Genomic DNA, 18,702 nt, shown 5'->3' on the forward strand with positions numbered 1-18,702 from the left:
AGTGCATGAGCAAGGTTACCGTCGAATCGCTGGTCTATCATGTTGCCGGCAAAGCCTATGAGAGCCGCTTGTTCTTTACCCAGGGCGCCCGCGAACAGCCTGGGCTGGTGATGGCACCAAACTGGATGGGGGTGGGCGAGGGCGCCGAGCGTATCGCCCGCGAAGTCGCCGCTCAGGGCTATGTGGTGTTGCTGGCCGACATCTACGGCCAGACCCTGCGACCGTCGAACATGGATGAAGCAGGGGCGGCGATGATGCCGCTGAAGAACGACCGCGTCGAGCTGCGCAAGCGCCTGAAGGCGGCGCTGGACCAGTTGCTGGGGCAATCGAAGGCGGTACTGGAGCCTGGCAAGCTGGCCACCTTCGGCTTCTGCTTCGGCGGTTGCTGCGCCCTGGAGCTGGCCCGCGAAGATGCCCGCCTGCTGGCTGCGGTGTCGTTCCACGGCACCCTCGATACGCCGCTGCCGGCGGTAGAAGGCAAGGTCAAGGCTTCGATGCTGGTGCTGCATGGCGCCGCCGACCCGTTCGTGCCCAAAGAGCAGTTGCCGGCCTTCGAGGCCGAAATGGATGCGGCCAAGGTCGATTGGCAACTGATCAGCTATGGCGGCGCGGTGCATTCGTTCACCGATACCGCGGCGAACATTCCCGGCAAGATGAAGTACGACGCCCGCACATCCAAGCGCGCGTTCCGGGCAATGTTCAATTTGCTCGATGACGTGTTCCAGCGCTGAGTGAAGGGGCAAGGCTGGCTCCCACACTTGACCTTGTGGGCGCCAGCCTTGCCGGCGATCGACCGCGTAGCGGTCGCGATAACCTCAAGGCAGCTCGATCCTTTCAGTTTCCCCCGGCACCGTCGGCCACTCCCCGGCCGCCCAGCGTGCCCGCGCCTGCTCGATCAGCGCCGGATCGCTGGCAACAAAATTCCAGTTCATCCGCCGCGGCCCGTCCAGCGGCGCCCCGCCAAACAGCACCAACTGGCTTTCGCTGTCGGCATACAGGCTCATCTCTTCACCGTGCGGCAAGATCACCAGGCTGCACGGCTCGAGCGCTTCATTGTCGAGGCTGACTTCGCCATCCAGTACATACAGCGCACGCTCGGCATGCTCGGTGGGCACCGTCAGGGTAGTGGCCGCCTGCATCTGCACCAGCGCATACAGGGTCGGTGACAACACCGGCACCGGCGACTGCAGGCAAAAGCCGCTGCCGGCAATCATGCGAATGCGCACCCCCAGGCTGTCACTGACCGGCAGGCTCGCCGCCGGATGATGGCTGTAGTGCCCCGGGCCTTGCTCATGCGCTTTGGGCGATGCCAGCCACACCTGCAAACCGTGCAATCGCGAGCTGCCAGGCAGCAGTTCGGCCGGCGTGCGCTCGACATGGGCGATGGCGCTGCCGGCAGTCATCCAGCTGACTTCACCGGCCTTGACCCGTTGATCCGAGCCCAGGCTGTCCTTGTGCTGGATTGCGCCCTCGAACAGGTAGGTGAGGGTCGACAGGCCGATATGCGGGTGCTGGCGGATGTTCATGCCGCGCCCGGCCGGGTAGTCGGTTTCGAGCATGTGGTCGAAGAACACGAACGGCCCGACGCTGCGGCACTGGGCCGAGGGCAGGGGGCGCAGGATGGGTTGGCCTTCGACCGATTCGGCGCGAGGGCGGATGACCAGGGGAAGGCTCACGGTGTGCTCCAGGACAGCAGGGAAAGTTCTTGTAGCATAACCTGCTGAACTGGCGTGTGTTCGCTCCGGTCTACCCTGTCTGAATCGGCCAGAAGGAATGCGAAATGATTGCCAGGTGTCTGGGCTGGGCGCTGTTGCTGGGGCTGTCGCTGCAGGCGGCGCAGGCGCGCGAGTATCACTACAGTGATGCGCACCTGCATTACGTCGATTTTTTCCAGGAAACCGCCGGCATGGACGCCTTGCTCAAGGCCATGGATGAGGCGCGCATCGACCAGTCGATGATTTCCGGCATCCCGGTGGCCAAGAAGTGGCACGAAGACGAGCCCAAGCGCCCGCGTTACTACGCGGGCGACGATGCCGATGCCTATTGGTACAGCGCCACCGACATCTACGTTGCTGCGGCGCTGGAAAAGCTCACGCCTGAGCAGCGCCAGCGCTTTCATCCGTTTCTAACCGGCTTCAACCCGGTAGACAAGAACGCCGTGGCCCACATCGAACGCATGCTCGCGCTGCACCCGGGCCTGTGGCAGGGTATCGGCGAGGTGTTCACCCGCCACGACGACCTCACCGCGTTGACCAGCGGCGACACGCCCAGGGCCAACAACGAGGCCATGACCCGCATCTATCACCTGGCCGCCGAGCAGGACCTGCCGGTGCTGATCCATTCCAATATCACCTCCAAGCGCGAACGCAACCCGCTGTACCTGGCGGAAATCGAAGAACCGTTGCGCAATCACCCGCACACCCGCTTCATCTGGGCCCATGCCGGCACCAGTATGGAGATTCATCGGCACCAGACGCAGCTGGATTTTCTGCTGCCGACCCTGACACGGATGCTCGAGGATTACCCGAACCTTTACATAGACCTGTCCTGGAGCGTGCTGCAGCCTTATCTGCTGGATGAAAAGGGCAAGCCCAGGGCTGAGTGGCTGGCGCTGGTCAAACGCTTCCCTGAGCGCTTCATGCTTGGCTCCGACGTGGTCGGGCGCTTCAACAGCCTGGGCGAACAGTTGCATGGTTTCGATCCGTTTCTCGATGCCTTGCCTGCCGAGGTGGCGCAAAAGGTCGCCCGCGACAACTTCCTCGCGGTGCTGCCCAAGGCACGCAAATGACAGCACTGTCATCAGCTTGTCATGCCCGCGTCATAGCCTGCCGCCATCAACCTGATGGAGTGCACTATGTTTCCACGTCGTTTCAGCGCCCTGTGCGGGCTGTTGCTGGTCAGTGGCCTGGCCGCTGCCGAGGTTCGCGTCGAAGGTCCGGTCGAGTACGGCCTGTTCGAAACCCGCCACCAGAACTTCCAGCCCGGTGAGCGGGTGCTGAGGCAGAGCAACCAGACCATCCAGCAAACCGATGAAATCCCGGCGCGCCTGGGTAGCAAATTCGGTATGCGCTACCGCCTGGAAGGCAAGGTCGCCGAGGACACGCCGCTGACCCTGCTGTACCTCACCCCTGGCGTGCGCACACCCGACGGCAAGCGCCACGACAAGTTCGAAGTGGTACAAAAGCTGGTGCCCGGTGCGGTTCAGGATGTCATGGCCTACGAGTTCACCGAGAACCACGAAGTGGTGCCGGGGCAATGGCATTTCATGGTCTTTCAGGGCGATCGCCTGCTGGCCGAGCAGCGCTTTACCGTGCGCTGAGGCAGGGCGACCCTGGCGTCGCGATCATAAGGCCTTTTGATATCACGTTTTCGTCTTACGCAAATTTTCCACAGGCCGATACCGTCTAGAAGCAAGGACTGCTGCCCTATTGAGCAGCGCTTTTGGAGGGAGCCAGAAGATGAGCTTGAGAAGCATGAATATCGCGCCCAGGGCCGGCCTGGGCTTCGGCCTGGTGGCGGCGCTGGTGTTTGCCTTGGGTGCGTTTGCCTTGATGCAGATGACCAGCATGCGCCAGCAGTCCGAGCAGGTCGACAGCAACTGGTTGCCCAGCGTGATCTCGGTCGGGCAGATGACCCAGGACATGTTGCGCATCCGCGCCTTGACCCTGCGCCTTTTGGTCAATCGCGATGCGGCGGCGCTGGAGCAGAACAAGTCGCGCATCGAAGAGATTAAGTCCGGTCTGGACAAGGCCCAGCAGAAGTACCAGGCGCTGATCGTCCTGCCTGAAGAACAGACGCTGTTCGACCGCTACCTGGACCTGGAGCGGCGCTACCTCAAGCTGCAGGCCCAGGTGGTGCAGTTGTCTACCGAGCACCGGGTGGAAGAGGCGGTGGCCATGGTCAATGGCGAGATGAACCAGCTCGCCGACCAGATGACCGCCAGCCTCAACGAGCTGATCGCGCTCAATAATCAGCATGCCAACAGCGCCACCGACCTTGCCGAAGTCGTCTACACGCAGGCGCGGATCTGGGTGATCGGCTTGCTGATCGCCGCTGTGGTGCTCACCGTGGTCCTGGCCCTGACTCTGACCCGCAGCATCGTTCGGCCACTGGCGCAGTCGCTGCAGGTCGCCGAAGTGGTCGCCACCGGAGACCTGACCCCGCAGATCTCGGTGCAGGGCAAGGATGAGCCGGCGCGCTTGCTGGCGGCCTTGAAGCAGATGCAGCAAAGCCTGCGCGATACCATCGGGCGCATCTCCGATTCTTCCAGCCAGCTGGCCTCGGCCTCCGAAGAACTCAGCGCGGTAACCGAAGATGCCACCCGCGGGCTGATGCAGCAAAGCCAGGAAATCGAACAGGCGGCCACCGCGGTCAACCAGATGACCACTGCGGTGGAGGAGGTGGCGAGCAATGCCGTGGCCACCTCCGAAGCCTCGCGCGAGTCCGACCGCATCGCCCGTCAAGGGCGCGAGCAGGTGCGCCTGACCGTGACCTCGATCGAAGACCTGGCCGCTGGCGTCACTGCCAACGCCGAAGAGGTCGGGCAACTGGCGCAACAGGTGCATGGCATTACCAAGGTGCTGGATGTGATCGGCGCGATTGCCGAGCAAACCAACCTGCTGGCCCTGAACGCGGCGATCGAGGCGGCGCGCGCCGGTGATGCCGGGCGCGGTTTTGCCGTGGTGGCTGACGAGGTGCGGGCACTGGCCCATCGCACCCAGCAGTCGACCCGGGAAATCGAGCAGATGATCGACGGCATCCAGCAGGGCACCAATCGTGCGGTCGAGGGCATGCAGCAGACCAACGAGCGGGCGCGCGGCACCCTGGAAGGCGCACATGCCGCCGGGGCGGCGCTGGAGGAGATTGCCGCGGCCATCAGCCTGATCAACGAGCGCAACCTGGTGATCGCCAGTGCCTCGGAGCAGCAGGCGCAGGTGGCGCGGGAGGTGGACCGCAACCTGACCAATATTCGCGACCTGGCGATGCAGACGTCGGCGGGGGCGAATCAGACCAATGCGGCGAGCCAGGCGTTGTCACAGCTGGCGATTGAGCTCAATGGGCTGGTGGGGCGCTTTTCGGTGTAAGGCACAAACAAAAACGCCCCGACGAGTCGGGGCGTTTTGAGTGCAAGGGGCCAGCCCTTACTTGCCAGCCCAGCGCTTGAGTACCAGGGTAGCGTTGGTGCCGCCGAAACCGAAGCTGTTGCTCATCACGGTATCGATCTTGGCGTTTTCCTGGGTCTTGGTCAGCACCGGCAGGTCGGCCACTTCCGGGTCCAGCTCGTCGATGTTGGCGGAACCGGCAATGAAGTTGCCTTCCATCATCAGCATGCAGTAGATCGCTTCGTGAACGCCGGCGGCGCCCAGGGAGTGACCGGACAGGCTCTTGGTCGAGCTGATGGCCGGAGCCTTGTCGCCGAACACTTCGCGAACGCCCTTCATCTCGGCAACGTCGCCCACCGGGGTCGAGGTGCCGTGGGTGTTCAGGTAGTCGATCGGGGTGTCGACGGTGGACATGGCCATCTGCATGCAGCGGATGGCGCCTTCGCCGCTTGGCGCGACCATGTCGTAGCCATCGGACGTCGCGCCGTAGCCGACGATTTCGGCGTAGATCTTGGCGCCACGGGCCAGGGCGTGTTCCAGCTCTTCAACCACGACCATGCCGCCACCGCCGGCGATGACGAAACCGTCACGGTCAGCGTCGTAGGCGCGGGAGGCTTTTTCCGGGGTGTCGTTGCGCTTGCTGGACAGGGCGCCCATGGCGTCGAACAGGAACGACTGGCTCCAGTGCTCTTCTTCACCGCCACCGGCGAAGACGATGTCCTGCTTGCCCATCTGGATCTGTTCCATCGCGGTACCGATGCAGTGAGCACTGGTGGCGCAGGCCGAGGCGATGGAGTAGTTCAGGCCCTTGATCTTGAACGGGGTGGCCAGGCACGCCGAGACGGTGCTGCTCATGGTCCGGGTGACGCGGTACGGGCCAACGCGCTTGACGCCTTTCTCGCGCAGGATGTCCAGCGCTTCCATCTGGTTCAGGGTCGAGGCGCCGCCGGAGCCTGCGATCAGGCCGGTACGCGGGTTGGAAACCTGCTCTTCGGTCAGGCCCGAGTCCTTGATCGCGTCGGCCATTGCCAGGTAGGCATAGGCAGCGGCGTGACCAACGAAGCGGTAGATTTTACGGTCGATCAGTTCTTCGAGGTTGAGGTCGATGGAGCCGGAAACCTGGCTACGCAGACCCATTTCGGCATATTCCGGGTTGAATCGGATGCCAGGGCGGCTTGCACGCAGGTTGGCGGAGACGGTCTCTTTGTCATTGCCCAGGCACGAAACGATGCCCAGACCAGTGATAACGACGCGGCGCATGCGGATAACCCTTAGAAGTTGTCAGTGGAGGTGAAGACGCCGACCCGGAGGCCTTCGGCGGTGTAGATCTCGCGACCGTCGACGCTGACCGAACCATCGGCGATGGCCATGTTCAGCTTGCCTTTGAGGACGCGCTTGATATGAATGTTGTAGGTGACTTTCTTGGCGGTCGGCAGGACCTGGCCAAAGAATTTCACTTCGCCCGAACCCAGGGCGCGGCCACGGCCCGGCAAACCTTGCCAGCCGAGGTAGAAACCGACCAGCTGCCACATGGCATCCAGGCCCAGGCAGCCCGGCATCACCGGATCACCTTCGAAGTGGCAGGCGAAGAACCACAGGTCCGGGGTGATATCCAGCTCGGCGACCAATTCACCTTTGCCGTACTTGCCACCCTCGGCGCTGATATGGGTGATGCGATCAACCATCAGCATGTTCGGGGCGGGCAGTTGCGCGTTACCTGGGCCGAACAGCTCACCGCGACTGCAGCGCAGCAGGTCTTCCCGAGTAAAGGCGTTTTGTTTGGTCATGCGAGCTCCTCAATAGTCCCCGTGCGGCAGGGGGCAAATCTTCCCGGCCGTCCCAAAACGCTAGCGTTTGAGCCGGCAGCCTACACATAGACTATTGCGTTGTAGTGAAAGTCACAGCGCACGGGGCAAAGAAGTACACTTGTGCACTGAAATTTTATTTTCAAGCCCTTCGCGGCGCTTGTCCAGTCTCTTAGACTGCCGCAATTTAGCATTTATCGCCAGTCACAGCTGTCTGACCGGGCAGCCAGCGTTGCAGAATTTGCTGCAGATCAGTGCGTTTGAACGGCTTGGCCAGGTAGTCGTTCATGCCGGCGTTCAGGCAACGCTCGCGATCGCCCTGCAAGGCATTGGCGGTCAGGGCGATGATCGGCATGGCCGCCGCCTGTGGCAGCAGGCGAATGCGCCGGGTGGCCTCGTAGCCATCGATGATCGGCAGGCGGCAATCCATCAGTGCGGCGGCAAAGCGCTGACGTCCGGCCTGGGCCACGGCTTGGGCGCCATCAACTGCAACGCAGACTTCAAAGCCCAGGCTGCGCAGCATCGCTTCGATCACCGTCTGGTTCACCGGATTGTCCTCGACCAGCAGGATCCGTCGGCCCTGGCCGTCGTCTTCGGGGCGGGTCAGGCCACTGGGCAGGCGCGGCGTTTGCGCGGTCGACAGGGCCAGGGGCATTTCCAGGGTAAAAGTCGAGCCCAGGCCTTCACGGCTTTCGCCGCGCAGGGTTCCGCCCATCCGCTCGGCCAGGGTGCGGGCGATCGACAGGCCCAGGCCGGTGCCGCCATAACGGCGTGAGATCGAGCTGTCGGCTTGCTGGAAGGCAACGAACATCATCTCCAGGCGGGTGCTGTCGATGCCGATGCCGGTGTCGCGCACCGCGCAGGTGAACCAGATCAGCTGGCGGTCGAGCACCTGCCAGCGCGGTTCGATGTGCACGCTGCCGCGCTCGGTGAACTTCAGGGCGTTGCCGATCAGGTTGAGCAGCACCTGGCGGATGCGCGTCGGGTCGCCCACCACTTGCAGTTGTTCCATGCCCGGCGGCAGGCGCAGTTGCAGCTCCAGCTGGCGCTGCTGGGCCAGGTGCTGGAACGACTGCACACTGCTGCCGATCAGCTCGCCGAGGTTGAAGTCGATATGCTCAAGCTCGAGGTTGGTGCGCTCGATGCGCGAGAAATCGAGGATATCGTTGATGACCTTGAGCAGGTGCCCGGTCGACTCGCTGGCCACCGCGGTGTATTCGGCCTGCTCCTCGTTGAGCGGGGTTGTTTCCAGAAGTTGCAGCATGCCCATGACGCCGTTCATGGGCGTGCGCAGTTCGTGGCTCATCATCGCCAGGAAGTCGGATTTGGCCTTGTTCGCCTGTTCGGCTTCTTCGCGGGCCTGGATCAGTTGCGACATGGCTTGCTGTTGTTCATGGCTGGCCGTGCCCAGGGCGCTGGCAAGGTTGTTGATGTGCCGCGCCAGATGGCCCAGTTCGCTGTCGTCGACCACCGGCAGCGGCGCATTGAACTGCCCTTGCTGGATGGCCTTGACCGCATGGCCCATGTCGCTGATCGGCTTGGCCAGGCTCAGGGCCAGGCGCCGGGCGAGGATAAAGGTGAACAGCAGGGCAAACAGCGCGAGGATCCCGGCCTTGACCACGATTTCCTGCTGGCGCTCGCTGAAGGCATCGTCCGACATGCCGACGATTACCCGGCCCAGATAGTCGTCACCGATGCTCCTGGCCGGTGCGTTGCTGTGCAAAAAGTCGTTGTCCAGGCGGATCTGCTGCAGGCGAATGGGGGCCTGGAACACTTCGACCTGCTGTGCGCGGTTGTTGCTTTCGTCCGGCTGCTCGACATACACGAGGATATGGTTGCTGCTGTCCTGGACCTCGAGAAAGCGCACGTGGGGGATGCTCAAGGTCGCGCGCATGAGGCTTTCGAGCACTTCGTTATTACCGGCGATTACCCCGTATTCGGAGGCCGGGGCCAACTGGTTGGCGATCAACTGACCAGTGTGGTTGAGCTCCTGGCGCAAATCCTGGATACGCACGAAGGTAAAGAAGCTGATCAGCAGCAGGGTCAGCAACAGGGCCGGGCCGAGGCTGATGATCTGCGTGCGGGTGTGGATGTCCCAGCTCAGGCGCCGTCTCATGGTGTGCTTTCTCCTTCGGCCAGGGCCAGGGCGGCGGCGGACGGGTCAATCGCTTCGATGCCCAGGGCGCGGGCCACCTGCTGGTTGCCGAGCACGTTGAAGTGATCCGGGTAGAGCGTGCGTGGCCAGCGATTGGGGGCCTGGTTGAGCAGCCGCTCGAGCACCGCCAGCCAGTCGTCCTGATCGCTCAGGGTACTGGCCAGGGCGCCGGCCTTGACGAAGCCGGCATTAGGCCCGATCAGCGCCATTTGCCGGCCATAGCTGCTGAGCAGAACGTTTTTCGCCGTTTTCGAGTTGTACAACTGTGGATCGTCGATGCCCAGCAGTACATCGCTGTTTTGCAGAAGACTTTGCAGAGGGCGGCTGTCGCGCAGGTCTGGCCAGGCTTCGGCGATGATCTCCAGGCCCAACGGGCTGGCCGCCTTGCGCAACTCGTCGAGCAGAAACTGGCTGTGCTCGGCATACAGCACGCCCACGCGCTTGGCCTGCGGCAACAGGTAGCGGGTCAGGCGCAGCTGGCGGGCCAGCGGCGGGTCGCTCCATAGCAGGCTCAGGTAAGGCGGGCGCAGGCTGCCCAGACGCTGTTGGGCCTGGACGCGGCTGACGCGCAAGGCCAGCGCCGGTGGCCCGGCGCTTTCGCTCAGGCGCCATTCGAGGCTGGCACCATCGAGCAGGATCAAGCGGGTGGCGGCTTTAATCTGGCTCGGTCGTGGCAGCTCGGCCACCGGCACGAAGCGCACCTGGTCGGCCGGGCGGCGCTCGCGCAAGGCGTCGACGAAGCTGCGTACGCCGGGGTTGTCCTGGCTGGCAGTGAGCAGGATCTCACTGGCCGACAGGCTGCCCAGGGGCCATAGGCAGACCAGCAGCAGCCAGCGCCGCAGGCGGCGCATCAGAACGCCAGCTCCGCACTGAAAGACAGCACGTGACGGCTGTCATAGCGGTTGTCGTAGATGGTCGTCGGCTCGTCATCCAGGCGCTGCTGGAGCATGCCGGCCAGTTCCAGGCTGGTACGGTTCCAGCGCAGGTGCTTGGCCACGCGTAAATCGACGCGTTCGAAGCGGTACTGGTTGAGGGCATCGTCGCCGTAGTAGAACAGCGCACTGGACCAGCCGCCGCCCCAGTCCCGCAGCCAGCCGGCCGAACCGCTGTTGTGGGCGCTCAGGCGCCGGTCGGCCGGGTTGCTGGCCCAGGCATCGACGTAGGCGTAGGTCAGGCGCAGGCGATCGGCCGGGCTCAGGCGCCAGTCCAGCTGCGCTTCGCTGCCGCTGAAGCGGGCCTTGTTGCTGTTGCTGGCAATGTACTGGTTGTTGCGCAGCGGTTCGCTGATCATGCCGGTGATTTCGTCGTAGAACAGCTTGAGGTCGACGCTCAGGTCGGCATCGGCGAAGTAACCGTTATAGCCCAGTTCCCGCGAGCGCATGCGCTCTTGCTCGAGATCGCCCGGGCCGCGGGTCTTGACGAAGTAATCGGCGTCGCGCTGGCCGAAAGCGCCAGGTTCCAGGTTATTGACCCGGTAGCTCCAGTTGACGTTGTTCTCGAACATGTCCGGCGAGCGCACCGCCTCCGAGTACACCGCGCGCAGGCCATGGCGCGGGGTGATCAGGTAGTTGACCGCCACCCGCGGGGTCAGCGAGCTGCCGGACAGCCGGGCATCTTCGTACATGGCCCCCCCCTGGAGGATCCAGTGCTCGTCGGCGCGCCATTCCAGGTGGCCGAACAGGCGCCAGGTGCTGTCGTCGAGGCTGCCATTGAAGTAGGTCTGCGAGTCGGCGCGGTCGTAGCGGTAATTGGCGCCACTGACCAGGCGCAGGCTGTCGGACAGGCTCAGGGTGTCCTGCACTTCAAGGTCGTAGCGGGTTTCCCGGGTGCTCTGGTCGATGTCGCCGCACACCTGCTGCGCGCCGCCGTTGCGCCATTGCTGCTGGACTTGCGTGGCCAGCGCGGTCTCCTCGCTGCTGCCGGCGGGCAGGGGTGAGGTGATGTTGCGCGCCACCTGCTCGGCGTAGTTCGGGTTCAGGCGCCACAGCGTAGTCAGTTGCGGGCTGAACGACAGCGCCGCATCGCAGGCGCGCCACACCTGTTCACGTTCCCAGTGCTGGGCCGAGCCCTGGATGTACAGGCTATGGTTCGGGTTGAAGTCGATGTTCCAGCGCATCGAGCCGGCGTAGTCCTTGGCGTTGAGGTCGGCGTTGTTGCCGGCGGCAGTAACGTAGGGAAACACCGGTTTATAGGTATAAGGACGCTGGTCACTGCCTTCTTTGGCCGCGAACTGCCACTCCAGGCTCTGGTTGCTGGCCAGGGTGTGACTGGCGCTGAGGTTCAGGCGGTTCAGGCGGCGGCTGTCGCGGTAGTCCTGGCCCAGGTGGTTCTCGTCGAAGCCGTCGTCCTGCATGCCCGACAATGACAGACGCAGGTCGCCACCGTCCCAGCCCAGGCCCTGGCTTGCGTACCAGTCATTGATGCCGCGCTGGCCACGGGTGACTTTCAAGTGCGTGCCGTGGCTGTCGGCCGGGCTGCGGGTGAGGATATTGACCACCGCCATCAGCGCATTGGCGCCGTAACTGACGGTGTTGGGGCCGCGGAACACCTCGATGCGCTCGATGTCTTCCATGGCCAGCGGGATATCGCTCCAGTCCACCGTGGCCAGGCCTGCGCGGTACACCGAGCGGCCGTCGATCAGCACCTGCATGCGCCGGGCATCGTTGACGTTGCTGCCGTGGTAGTTGACCGTCGGCTGGTTGCCGGCGCCGTAGCCGATCATCATCCCCGGCACCAGGCGCAGCAGTTCGGGTATGTCGCGGGCGCCGCTGGCGCGGATCAGCTCGTTGTCGAGCACGGTCATGCTGCCCGGCACCGCCGCTGGCGATTGCTTGAGGCGGGTGGCGGTGAGCACTTGCGGCAAAGCCTGGCTGTCGACGAACAGGTCGTCAGCCATGCTGGGGCCGCTGAGCAGGGCAGTCAGCAGTAATAAAGGGCGTTTGCAGGTCGGGCCAAAAGACACAGTGCGGCCTTGGTAACAGGTTCAAGTCGGGCATGTTAACCGAGTGGTGGGCATTTTCCAGTCATGGCGCGACGCTTCCCAGCGGCGATTCGGTCATCTGCCACTGGCTCTGGCACCGGCGCTCCGTATAATGCGCAGGTCGCCACTTAAATTGGTTTTAACGGATTGGATATGACTGAACAGCAGCCTGTTGCAGTTCTGGGAGGCGGGAGTTTCGGCACCGCCGTGGCGAATCTGCTGGCAGAAAACGGTGTTCGGGTGCGCCAATGGATGCGCGACCCCGAGCAGGCCGAGGCCATGCGCAGCAACCGCGAGAACCCGCGCTACCTCAAGGGCATCAAGTTGCATGCCGGGGTCGAGCCGGTCAATGATCTGCTGGCGACCCTGCAGGCCTGCGAGCTGATCTTCGTCGCCTTGCCTTCCAGCGCCCTGCGCAGCGTGCTGGCGCCCCACGCCCAGCTGCTGGGCGGCAAGATGCTGGTCAGCCTGACCAAGGGCATCGAGGCGCAAAGCTTCAAGCTGATGAGCCAGATCCTCGAAGAAATCGCCCCCCAGGCGCGCATCGGCGTGCTGTCCGGGCCGAACCTGGCCCGCGAAGTGGCCGAGCACGCGCTGACCGCCACCGTGGTCGCCAGTGAAGACGAGGCCCTCTGCCAGCAGGTCCAGGCTGTGCTGCACGGGCGCACCTTCCGTGTTTATGCCAGCGGCGACCGCTTTGGTGTCGAGCTGGGCGGGGCGTTGAAGAACGTCTACGCAATCATTGCCGGGATGGCCGTGGCCTTGGGTATGGGCGAGAACACCAAGAGCATGCTGATTACCCGCGCCCTGGCCGAGATGACCCGCTTTGCCGTCAGCCAGGGCGCCAACCCGATGACCTTCCTGGGCCTGGCCGGGGTCGGTGACCTGATCGTCACCTGCTCCTCGCCCAAGAGCCGCAACTACCAGGTCGGTCATGCCCTGGGCCAGGGCCTGAGCCTGGACGAGGCGGTCAGCCGCCTGGGCGAAGTGGCCGAAGGGGTGAACACCCTCAAGGTGCTCAAGGTCAAAGCCCAGGAGGTCCAGGTATACATGCCCCTGGTCGCCGGCTTGCATGCGATCCTGTTCGAAGGCCGGACCCTGACCCAGGTGATCGAGCTGCTGATGCGCGGCGAGCCGAAAACTGATGTCGACTTTATCTCCACCAGCGGTTTCAACTAAGCAGGAGCAGGACATGAACAATTCTTCAAACCAGACCCAGCGCGAGTCGATCATCTTGCGCGTGCTGTGGATGCTGGTGTTCCTGGTGGTCTGGCAATTGGCCGAGCTGCTGCTCGGTGGCCTGGTGCTGGTGCAACTGATCTACCGGCTTATCTACGGCGCACCGAGTGCCAGCCTGATGAATTTCGGCGACAGCCTCAGCCAGTTCCTGGCCCAGATCGGCCGCTTCGGCAGCTTCCACAGTGACCAGAAGCCCTGGCCATTCGCCGACTGGCCAACCCCGCGCGCGCCTGAAGGCGAAGCTGCCCACAGCGTGCCGCCGGCAGCGCACCCGGTGCGCGACGAAGAGCCGAAGCTGTGAAGTTGTGGGTGCTGCGTCACGGCGAAGCCGAGCAGCGGGCCAACACCGATGCCGAGCGCCGTCTCACCGCCCATGGCCGCGAGCAGGTGCTGCGCAGCGCGGCGCAGTTGCTCGGGCAGCCGCTGCAGGTGATTCTCGCCAGCCCCTATGTGCGCGCCCAGCAGACTGCGGCGCTGGTCCACGAAGCCCTCGGCTTCGGCAAACCGGTGCAGACCGTGCCGTGGCTGACCCCCGATAGTGACCCGCAGGCGGTAATCAGTGAGCTGGAGAACCTGGGCGTGAACGAAGTGTTGCTGGTCAGTCACCAGCCGCTGGTGGGCAACCTGGTCAGCCTGCTGGCGCATGGCAGCCGCCAACCTCCGGCGCCGATGAGCACCGCCAGCCTGGCCGAACTCGAGGGTGAGTGGCCGCTGGCGGGGCTGATGACCTTGCGTGGCCTGAATCATCCATAAATCCGCTGATCGACCTAGCATTTTTACCAGTTGTCGTGCCCGGTACACCTTGTTAGCGTGCAATCAAGTTGCGGGGCAGGGTGTCCCAGGGAATTGGACTATGAGCAGTAGACATCTGGATCTGGTGTACTCGGCCGACGTGCAGCCGGCGCTCGACAAGGTGCAAAAGCACCAGGTGCTGGACTTTGCCGAGTACCGCATGTTGCAGGACAGCGCCGACGCCAAGCTCGACTACCTGCTGCGCAAGTTCGAAGGCCAGTACGAGCTGGAGCAACTGCGCCAGGCCAGCATTCGCATGTCACACCTGCTGCAGACCAGTTGTCTGGCCCTGCGCCGGCTCGAGCTCGATGTCGAAGACAAGCGTCGCGCCCGCGAAGCCCTCGAGCAGCAACTGGCCTATATGCAGGCCTGCCTGCGCCGCTCGATGGCCAGTTTCGGCGAGTATTGACCTGATTGCCGTTGCCGATGGCTTTTCCGGACATTGCCGCCACGGGTGCGGTTGCCGACAATGAGCCATCACTTCCTTCTGGATTGGCGGCCATGTCGCAGCAGATCTTCTTCGCCCATGCCAATGGCTTTCCCTCGGCCACCTACGGCAAGCTGTTCGCGGCGCTGGCGCCGGACTATCAGGTCAGCCACCTGGCCCAGCATGCCCACGATCCGCGCTTTCCGGTCAACGACAACTGGCAGAACCTGGTCGACGAGCTGATCCATCACCTGGAGCAACAGCCGGGCCCGGTCTGGGGCGTCGGGCATTCTTTGGGGGGTGTGTTGCATCTGCATGCGGCGCTGCGCTGCCCGCAGTACTACCGCGGCGTGGTGATGCTCGATTCGCCGGTGTTGACCCGGGTCGACCAGTGGCTGATCCAGGCCGCCAAGCGCATGGGCTTCATCGATCGCATCACCCCGGCCGGGCGCACCCTGGGCCGCCGCGAAGCCTTTGCCGACCGTGACAGCGCACGGGCCTATTTCGCTGGCAAAACGCTGTTCCGCCATTTCGATCCCGAATGCCTGGACGCCTACCTTGAGCATGGCTTGCACCCCGGCGCAGACGGCTTGCGCCTGCGCTTTGACCCGGCTACCGAGATCAGCATCTACCGCAGCCTGCCGCACACCAGCCCGAGCCCGGCCAAACAGCTGCAGCTGCCCCTGGCCATGGTCCGTGGCAGCCACAGCCGGGTGGTCAAGCGCCATCACGCCCTGGCCGTGCGTGGCATGCCCAGGGGCGAATACCATAGCCTGCCGGGCGGTCATATGTTTCCGCTGGAGCACCCGAGCGATACCGCCAGCCTGATCAAGGGCCTGTTCGAGCGCTGGCAGGACACCCCGACATGAGCACTGAAATGGAAGAAGTACGCCTGAACCTGGGCCATATCGAGCTGGCCGCGCACCTGTTCGGCCCGGCCGACGGCTTGCCGGTGATTGCCCTGCACGGCTGGCTGGACAACGCCAACAGCTTTGCCCGCCTGGCGCCCCGGCTCAAGGGCCTGCGCATCCTCGCCCTGGACCTGGCCGGCCATGGCCATTCCGAGCATCGCCCGGCCGGCGCCGGCTACGCCCTGGCCGACTACGCCCACGATGTACTGCGGGTGGCCGAGCAGATGGGCTGGGAGCGCTTTGCCCTGCTCGGGCACTCGCTGGGGGCGATCATTTCGGTGCTGCTGGCCGGCGCCTTGCCCGAACGCATCACCCGCCTGGCCTTGATCGACGGGGTCATCCCGCCCACCAGCGGCCCGCAGGATGCCGCCGAACGCATGGGCATGGCCCTGCAGGCGCAACTGCGCCTGGACAGCAAGCGCAAGGCCGTGCACTCGACCCTCGAGCAGGCCATCGAGGCGCGCATGAAGGGCCTGGTGGCGGTCAGCCGAGAAGCGGCCGAACTGCTTGCCCAGCGAGGGCTGATGCCGGTACCCGGTGGCTTCACTTGGCGCAGCGACAGCCGCCTGACCCTGCCATCGCCGACCCGCCTCAACGAAGCCCAGGCCATGAGCTTTGTACAGCGCATCGCCTGCCCGGCGAAACTGGTGGTGGCCGCCGACGGCATGCTGGCGCGCCACAGCGAGTTGCTCGAGCAGCTACCCTTTGAGCGAGAACAACTGCCGGGCGGTCATCATCTGCACCTGAATGACGAGGCCGGCGCAACCCTTGTTGCAGACTGTTTCAATCGCTTCTTTGGCATTTCTTGACTTGTGACCGGCAACTGTCGAGGCTTGGCGGGTTGAACAGGGAGACAACCATGAATGAGCAAGACAACGCCACATCATTTGACCACCTTGACGCCCCGCGCTCGGTGACGAGCCTATGAGGCTCAAATTGCTTACCCGGGCGGCCATGGCCGGGCTCGGCGTTCTCGCCAGCCTGCCGTTGCTGGCCGACGGCCTGCCGGTTCCGCTGGACGCCAAGGTGGTCGATCAGCGCGCGGCGGTACCGCAGGAGCGCATCTACCCCTTGGGCGGCCTGCGCAAGATCAGCAATCAGCTGCGGGTCGAGGGCAAGATCGAAAGCCGCGGCCAGGTCAGCTCCACCACCTATGAGCTGCCCCGCGAGCGCAGTGCCAACGAAGCCTTCACCGCCGCCCGCGAAGCCCTGCAGAACGATGGCGGTTATCCGTTGTTCTGGTGCCAGGCGCGTGATTGTGGCGAGAACAGCCTGTGGGCCAACGAGGTGTTCAAGAACCGCAGGTTGTCGGGTGCCGACGAGCAACAGGCGTTCATTCTGCTGCGCCGCTCCGCCGAGCAGAGCAACACCCTGGTCGCCCTGTACAGCATCACCCGTGGCAACAAGCGCGCTTACCTGCATGTCGAAGAGTTCGTCGCCGATGCGCCCCTGGGCGAGTTGCTGCCCACGCCCGCCACCTTGATGCGCGAACTGCTCGACACCGGCAAGCTCGACTACCCTGACTTGAACGGCGAGCCGCCTGCGGCCTGGGTCAAGCTGATCGGGCGCAGCCTGAACAACAACACCACCTTGCGCGTGAGCCTGAGCGGGGCCAAGGCGCAAGACTGGCGTGAGCAACTGGTAAAGGCCGGGGTGCGTTCGGCGCGACTGGAAGTGGGTAGCGCCGAGACTGATGGTTTCCACGTCGAACTGATTCGTTGATCGAGAAACATGATGCCCAATAATGACCGCCTGCTGGTGCAGATCATCCTGCTGGCGCTGCTTGGCGCCGGCCTCTGGGTGATGGCACCGTTCATTTCGGCGCTGCTCTGGGGGGCCATCCTGGCCTACGCCAGCTGGCCGCTGATGCGCCTGTTGACGCGCCTGCTCGGCGGTCGCGAAACCCTCGCCGCAGGGTTGTTGACCACCTTGTGGATATTGCTGGTGGCGTTGCCGCTGGTATGGCTGGGCTTCAACCTGGCCGACCATATTCGCGATGCCACCGCCTTCGTGCGCGACGTGCAGGTCGATGGCCTGCCCGATGCGCCGGGCTGGCTGGGCAGCGTGCCTTTTGTCGGCGAGCGCCTGGTGGGCATGTGGAACACCATTGACCAGCAAGGTGCGGCGTTGCTGGTCACCATCAAGCCGTACCTGGGCCAGGTCGGCAACTGGCTGCTGGCGCGCAGCGCGCAGATCGGCAGCGGCATTCTCGAGCTGACCCTGAGCCTGGTCTTCGTGTTCTTCTTCTACCGTGACGGGCCGCGCCTGGCGGCGTTTGTCCTGCGCCTGCTGGACCGCCTGATTGGCGAGCGCGCCGAGTACTACCTCGAACTGGTGGCAGGTACCGTGCAACGGGTGGTCAACGGCGTGATCGGCACCGCTGCGGCGCAAGCGGTACTGGCGCTGATCGGCTTCCTGATTGCCGGTGTGCCAGGGGCGCTGGTGCTGGGGATCGTCACCTTCATGCTCAGCCTGATTCCCATGGGCCCACCGCTGGCCTGGGTGCCGGCTACCGCCTGGCTGGCCTGGCAGGGCGAGTACGGCATGGCGGTGTTCCTCGGCCTCTGGGGTACCTTCATCATCAGCGGCGTCGACAACGTGCTCAAACCCTACCTGATCAGCCGTGGCGGTAACCTGCCGCTGGTGATCGTCTTGCTCGGGGTGTTTGGCGGCTTGCTGGCCTTCGGCTTTATCGGCCTGTTCATCGGCCCGACCTTGCTGGCGGTGGCCTACAGCTTGTTGCTCGATTGGTCGCGCAGCGGGCCGGTGGCGCCGCCGCGTACCTGAGTTGATGGCCTAGAGCTGGGGGGCGGTGTTCTTCACCACCGCCAGCTCCGGGTGGGCGACCAGCTTGTCGATGTGCAGCTCGTCGTTGTTCATCCAGGTTTCGGTCAGCACCCGGTAGTGCTCCATGTCACGGCAGCGCATGCGCAAGCTGTAGTCGAAGTGGCCACTGATCAGCTGGCAGTCGAACACCTGCGGGCAGGCGCGCACGCAGGCCTCGAAGGCCTTTTGCGCGGCGCGCCCGCTCTGGTTGGAGAGGGCCACCAGCACCAGCAGCGACAGCCCCGGCGAAACCATCTGCACATCGATGATCGCGCCATAGCCGCGAATCACTCCGCGCCGTTCCAGCTTGCGCACCCGTTCCAGGCACGGGCGAGGGGTGAGGTGCACCAGCGATGAGAGCTTTTCATAGGTGATGCGCCCGTTGTGGCGCAACACATCGATGATCGCTTCGTCGATCCGGTCCAGGGGCGGCGTGGTCTGTGGGCTGTTGACCTTGGTATCCAT

The 18,702-nt window shown here is 64.2% G+C and carries 19 protein-coding genes; 12 read left to right on the forward strand and 7 right to left on the reverse strand.

The window, feature by feature from the left end; translation table 11 throughout:
• Window positions 1-5 precede the first annotated feature (5 nt).
• A complete protein-coding gene (locus LOY37_RS08750) occupies window positions 6-731 on the forward strand; it encodes a dienelactone hydrolase family protein (protein ID WP_258716649.1) in 726 nt (241 codons plus the stop codon).
• A gap of 84 nt (window positions 732-815) precedes the next feature.
• On the opposite strand, the gene LOY37_RS08755 is transcribed toward LOY37_RS08750, so the two are convergent.
• Window positions 816-1,676, reverse strand: coding sequence for a pirin family protein (locus tag LOY37_RS08755; protein WP_258716650.1), 861 nt, complete (start codon window positions 1,674-1,676; stop codon window positions 816-818).
• Window positions 1,677-1,780: 104 nt separating this feature from the next.
• On the opposite strand from LOY37_RS08755, the gene LOY37_RS08760 reads away from it, so the two are divergent.
• The 3 genes from LOY37_RS08760 (at window position 1,781) to LOY37_RS08770 (ending at window position 5,084) form a co-directional block, all read left to right on the forward strand.
• Entirely contained in the window at window positions 1,781-2,788 is a 1,008-nt protein-coding gene (locus LOY37_RS08760; RefSeq protein ID WP_258610167.1) for an amidohydrolase family protein, read from the forward strand.
• A 66-nt stretch (window positions 2,789-2,854) separates the two neighbouring features.
• Window positions 2,855-3,319: a DUF3859 domain-containing protein gene (locus LOY37_RS08765; RefSeq protein WP_258716651.1), complete on the forward strand. Its 465-nt coding sequence runs from the start codon at window positions 2,855-2,857 to the stop codon at window positions 3,317-3,319.
• Between the two features lie 139 nt (window positions 3,320-3,458).
• Complete coding sequence (locus tag LOY37_RS08770; protein WP_045202189.1) at window positions 3,459-5,084, forward strand: methyl-accepting chemotaxis protein; 1,626 nt, start codon at window positions 3,459-3,461, stop codon at window positions 5,082-5,084.
• Window positions 5,085-5,141: 57 nt separating this feature from the next.
• Here the strand turns inward: LOY37_RS08770 and fabB are convergent, their stop codons facing one another.
• From fabB to LOY37_RS08795, 5 genes are all read right to left on the reverse strand, one after another.
• Entirely contained in the window at window positions 5,142-6,362 is a 1,221-nt protein-coding gene (gene fabB, locus LOY37_RS08775) for a beta-ketoacyl-ACP synthase I (RefSeq protein WP_045202187.1), read from the reverse strand.
• An 11-nt stretch (window positions 6,363-6,373) separates the two neighbouring features.
• Window positions 6,374-6,889: a 3-hydroxyacyl-[acyl-carrier-protein] dehydratase FabA gene (fabA, locus tag LOY37_RS08780; RefSeq protein WP_045202185.1), complete on the reverse strand. Its 516-nt coding sequence runs from the start codon at window positions 6,887-6,889 to the stop codon at window positions 6,374-6,376.
• A 205-nt stretch (window positions 6,890-7,094) separates the two neighbouring features.
• Window positions 7,095-9,023 (reverse strand): ATP-binding protein, encoded by a 1,929-nt coding sequence (locus LOY37_RS08785; protein ID WP_045202183.1) that lies wholly within the window; start codon window positions 9,021-9,023, stop codon window positions 7,095-7,097.
• Entirely contained in the window at window positions 9,020-9,913 is an 894-nt protein-coding gene (locus LOY37_RS08790; RefSeq protein ID WP_045202181.1) for an ABC transporter substrate-binding protein, read from the reverse strand. Before LOY37_RS08790 ends, LOY37_RS08785 begins: the two co-directional genes overlap by 4 nt.
• On the reverse strand, window positions 9,913-11,958 hold the full coding sequence (locus tag LOY37_RS08795) for a TonB-dependent siderophore receptor (RefSeq protein WP_258716652.1): 2,046 nt from the start codon (window positions 11,956-11,958) through the stop codon (window positions 9,913-9,915). Before LOY37_RS08795 ends, LOY37_RS08790 begins: the two co-directional genes overlap by 1 nt.
• 237 nt (window positions 11,959-12,195) lie before the next feature.
• On the opposite strand from LOY37_RS08795, the gene LOY37_RS08800 reads away from it, so the two are divergent.
• The 8 genes from LOY37_RS08800 to LOY37_RS08835 all read left to right on the forward strand — a co-directional run bounded on the left by LOY37_RS08800 (window position 12,196) and on the right by LOY37_RS08835 (window position 18,198).
• Complete coding sequence (locus tag LOY37_RS08800) at window positions 12,196-13,221, forward strand: NAD(P)H-dependent glycerol-3-phosphate dehydrogenase (RefSeq protein ID WP_045202177.1); 1,026 nt, start codon at window positions 12,196-12,198, stop codon at window positions 13,219-13,221.
• Window positions 13,222-13,234: 13 nt separating this feature from the next.
• Window positions 13,235-13,582 (forward strand): DUF4389 domain-containing protein, encoded by a 348-nt coding sequence (locus LOY37_RS08805; RefSeq protein ID WP_258716653.1) that lies wholly within the window; start codon window positions 13,235-13,237, stop codon window positions 13,580-13,582.
• Window positions 13,579-14,034, forward strand: coding sequence for a phosphohistidine phosphatase SixA (sixA, locus tag LOY37_RS08810; RefSeq protein WP_258716654.1), 456 nt, complete (start codon window positions 13,579-13,581; stop codon window positions 14,032-14,034). Before LOY37_RS08805 ends, sixA begins: the two co-directional genes overlap by 4 nt.
• Window positions 14,035-14,134: 100 nt before the next feature.
• Entirely contained in the window at window positions 14,135-14,482 is a 348-nt protein-coding gene (locus tag LOY37_RS08815; RefSeq protein WP_258716655.1) for a hypothetical protein, read from the forward strand.
• 92 nt (window positions 14,483-14,574) lie between these two features.
• Complete coding sequence (locus tag LOY37_RS08820; RefSeq protein WP_258716656.1) at window positions 14,575-15,369, forward strand: alpha/beta fold hydrolase; 795 nt, start codon at window positions 14,575-14,577, stop codon at window positions 15,367-15,369.
• Entirely contained in the window at window positions 15,366-16,220 is an 855-nt protein-coding gene (locus LOY37_RS08825; protein ID WP_258716657.1) for an alpha/beta hydrolase, read from the forward strand. The genes LOY37_RS08820 and LOY37_RS08825 overlap by 4 nt, the downstream gene beginning before the upstream one ends.
• Before the next feature lie 145 nt (window positions 16,221-16,365).
• Entirely contained in the window at window positions 16,366-17,133 is a 768-nt protein-coding gene (locus LOY37_RS08830; protein ID WP_258717181.1) for a DUF4892 domain-containing protein, read from the forward strand.
• A gap of 12 nt (window positions 17,134-17,145) precedes the next feature.
• Window positions 17,146-18,198, forward strand: a complete 1,053-nt coding sequence (locus LOY37_RS08835) for an AI-2E family transporter (RefSeq protein ID WP_045202231.1) — start codon at window positions 17,146-17,148, stop codon at window positions 18,196-18,198.
• 9 nt (window positions 18,199-18,207) lie between these two features.
• Here LOY37_RS08835 and LOY37_RS08840 read toward each other — a convergent pair whose 3' ends face one another.
• Window positions 18,208-18,702: an Lrp/AsnC family transcriptional regulator gene (locus LOY37_RS08840; protein WP_010224632.1), complete on the reverse strand. Its 495-nt coding sequence runs from the start codon at window positions 18,700-18,702 to the stop codon at window positions 18,208-18,210.

Origin of the sequence: Pseudomonas sp. B21-012 (assembly GCF_024749305.1) — a bacterium.
Lineage (GTDB): Bacteria > Pseudomonadota > Gammaproteobacteria > Pseudomonadales > Pseudomonadaceae > Aquipseudomonas.

Coding starts and splice junctions, on each gene's coding strand:
- LOY37_RS08750 (WP_258716649.1), top strand. CDS start 6: ATGAGCAAGGTTACCGTCGAATCGCTGGTCTATCATGTTGCCGGCAAA.
- LOY37_RS08760 (WP_258610167.1), top strand. CDS start 1,781: ATGATTGCCAGGTGTCTGGGCTGGGCGCTGTTGCTGGGGCTGTCGCTG.
- LOY37_RS08765 (WP_258716651.1), top strand. CDS start 2,855: ATGTTTCCACGTCGTTTCAGCGCCCTGTGCGGGCTGTTGCTGGTCAGT.
- LOY37_RS08770 (WP_045202189.1), top strand. CDS start 3,459: ATGAGCTTGAGAAGCATGAATATCGCGCCCAGGGCCGGCCTGGGCTTC.
- fabB (WP_045202187.1), bottom strand. CDS start 6,362: ATGCGCCGCGTCGTTATCACTGGTCTGGGCATCGTTTCGTGCCTGGGC.
- fabA (WP_045202185.1), bottom strand. CDS start 6,889: ATGACCAAACAAAACGCCTTTACTCGGGAAGACCTGCTGCGCTGCAGT.
- LOY37_RS08785 (WP_045202183.1), bottom strand. CDS start 9,023: ATGAGACGGCGCCTGAGCTGGGACATCCACACCCGCACGCAGATCATC.
- LOY37_RS08790 (WP_045202181.1), bottom strand. CDS start 9,913: ATGCGCCGCCTGCGGCGCTGGCTGCTGCTGGTCTGCCTATGGCCCCTG.
- LOY37_RS08795 (WP_258716652.1), bottom strand. CDS start 11,958: ATGGCTGACGACCTGTTCGTCGACAGCCAGGCTTTGCCGCAAGTGCTC.
- LOY37_RS08800 (WP_045202177.1), top strand. CDS start 12,196: ATGACTGAACAGCAGCCTGTTGCAGTTCTGGGAGGCGGGAGTTTCGGC.
- LOY37_RS08805 (WP_258716653.1), top strand. CDS start 13,235: ATGAACAATTCTTCAAACCAGACCCAGCGCGAGTCGATCATCTTGCGC.
- LOY37_RS08815 (WP_258716655.1), top strand. CDS start 14,135: ATGAGCAGTAGACATCTGGATCTGGTGTACTCGGCCGACGTGCAGCCG.
- LOY37_RS08820 (WP_258716656.1), top strand. CDS start 14,575: ATGTCGCAGCAGATCTTCTTCGCCCATGCCAATGGCTTTCCCTCGGCC.
- LOY37_RS08825 (WP_258716657.1), top strand. CDS start 15,366: ATGAGCACTGAAATGGAAGAAGTACGCCTGAACCTGGGCCATATCGAG.
- LOY37_RS08830 (WP_258717181.1), top strand. CDS start 16,366: ATGGCCGGGCTCGGCGTTCTCGCCAGCCTGCCGTTGCTGGCCGACGGC.
- LOY37_RS08835 (WP_045202231.1), top strand. CDS start 17,146: ATGCCCAATAATGACCGCCTGCTGGTGCAGATCATCCTGCTGGCGCTG.
- LOY37_RS08840 (WP_010224632.1), bottom strand. CDS start 18,702: ATGGATACCAAGGTCAACAGCCCACAGACCACGCCGCCCCTGGACCGG.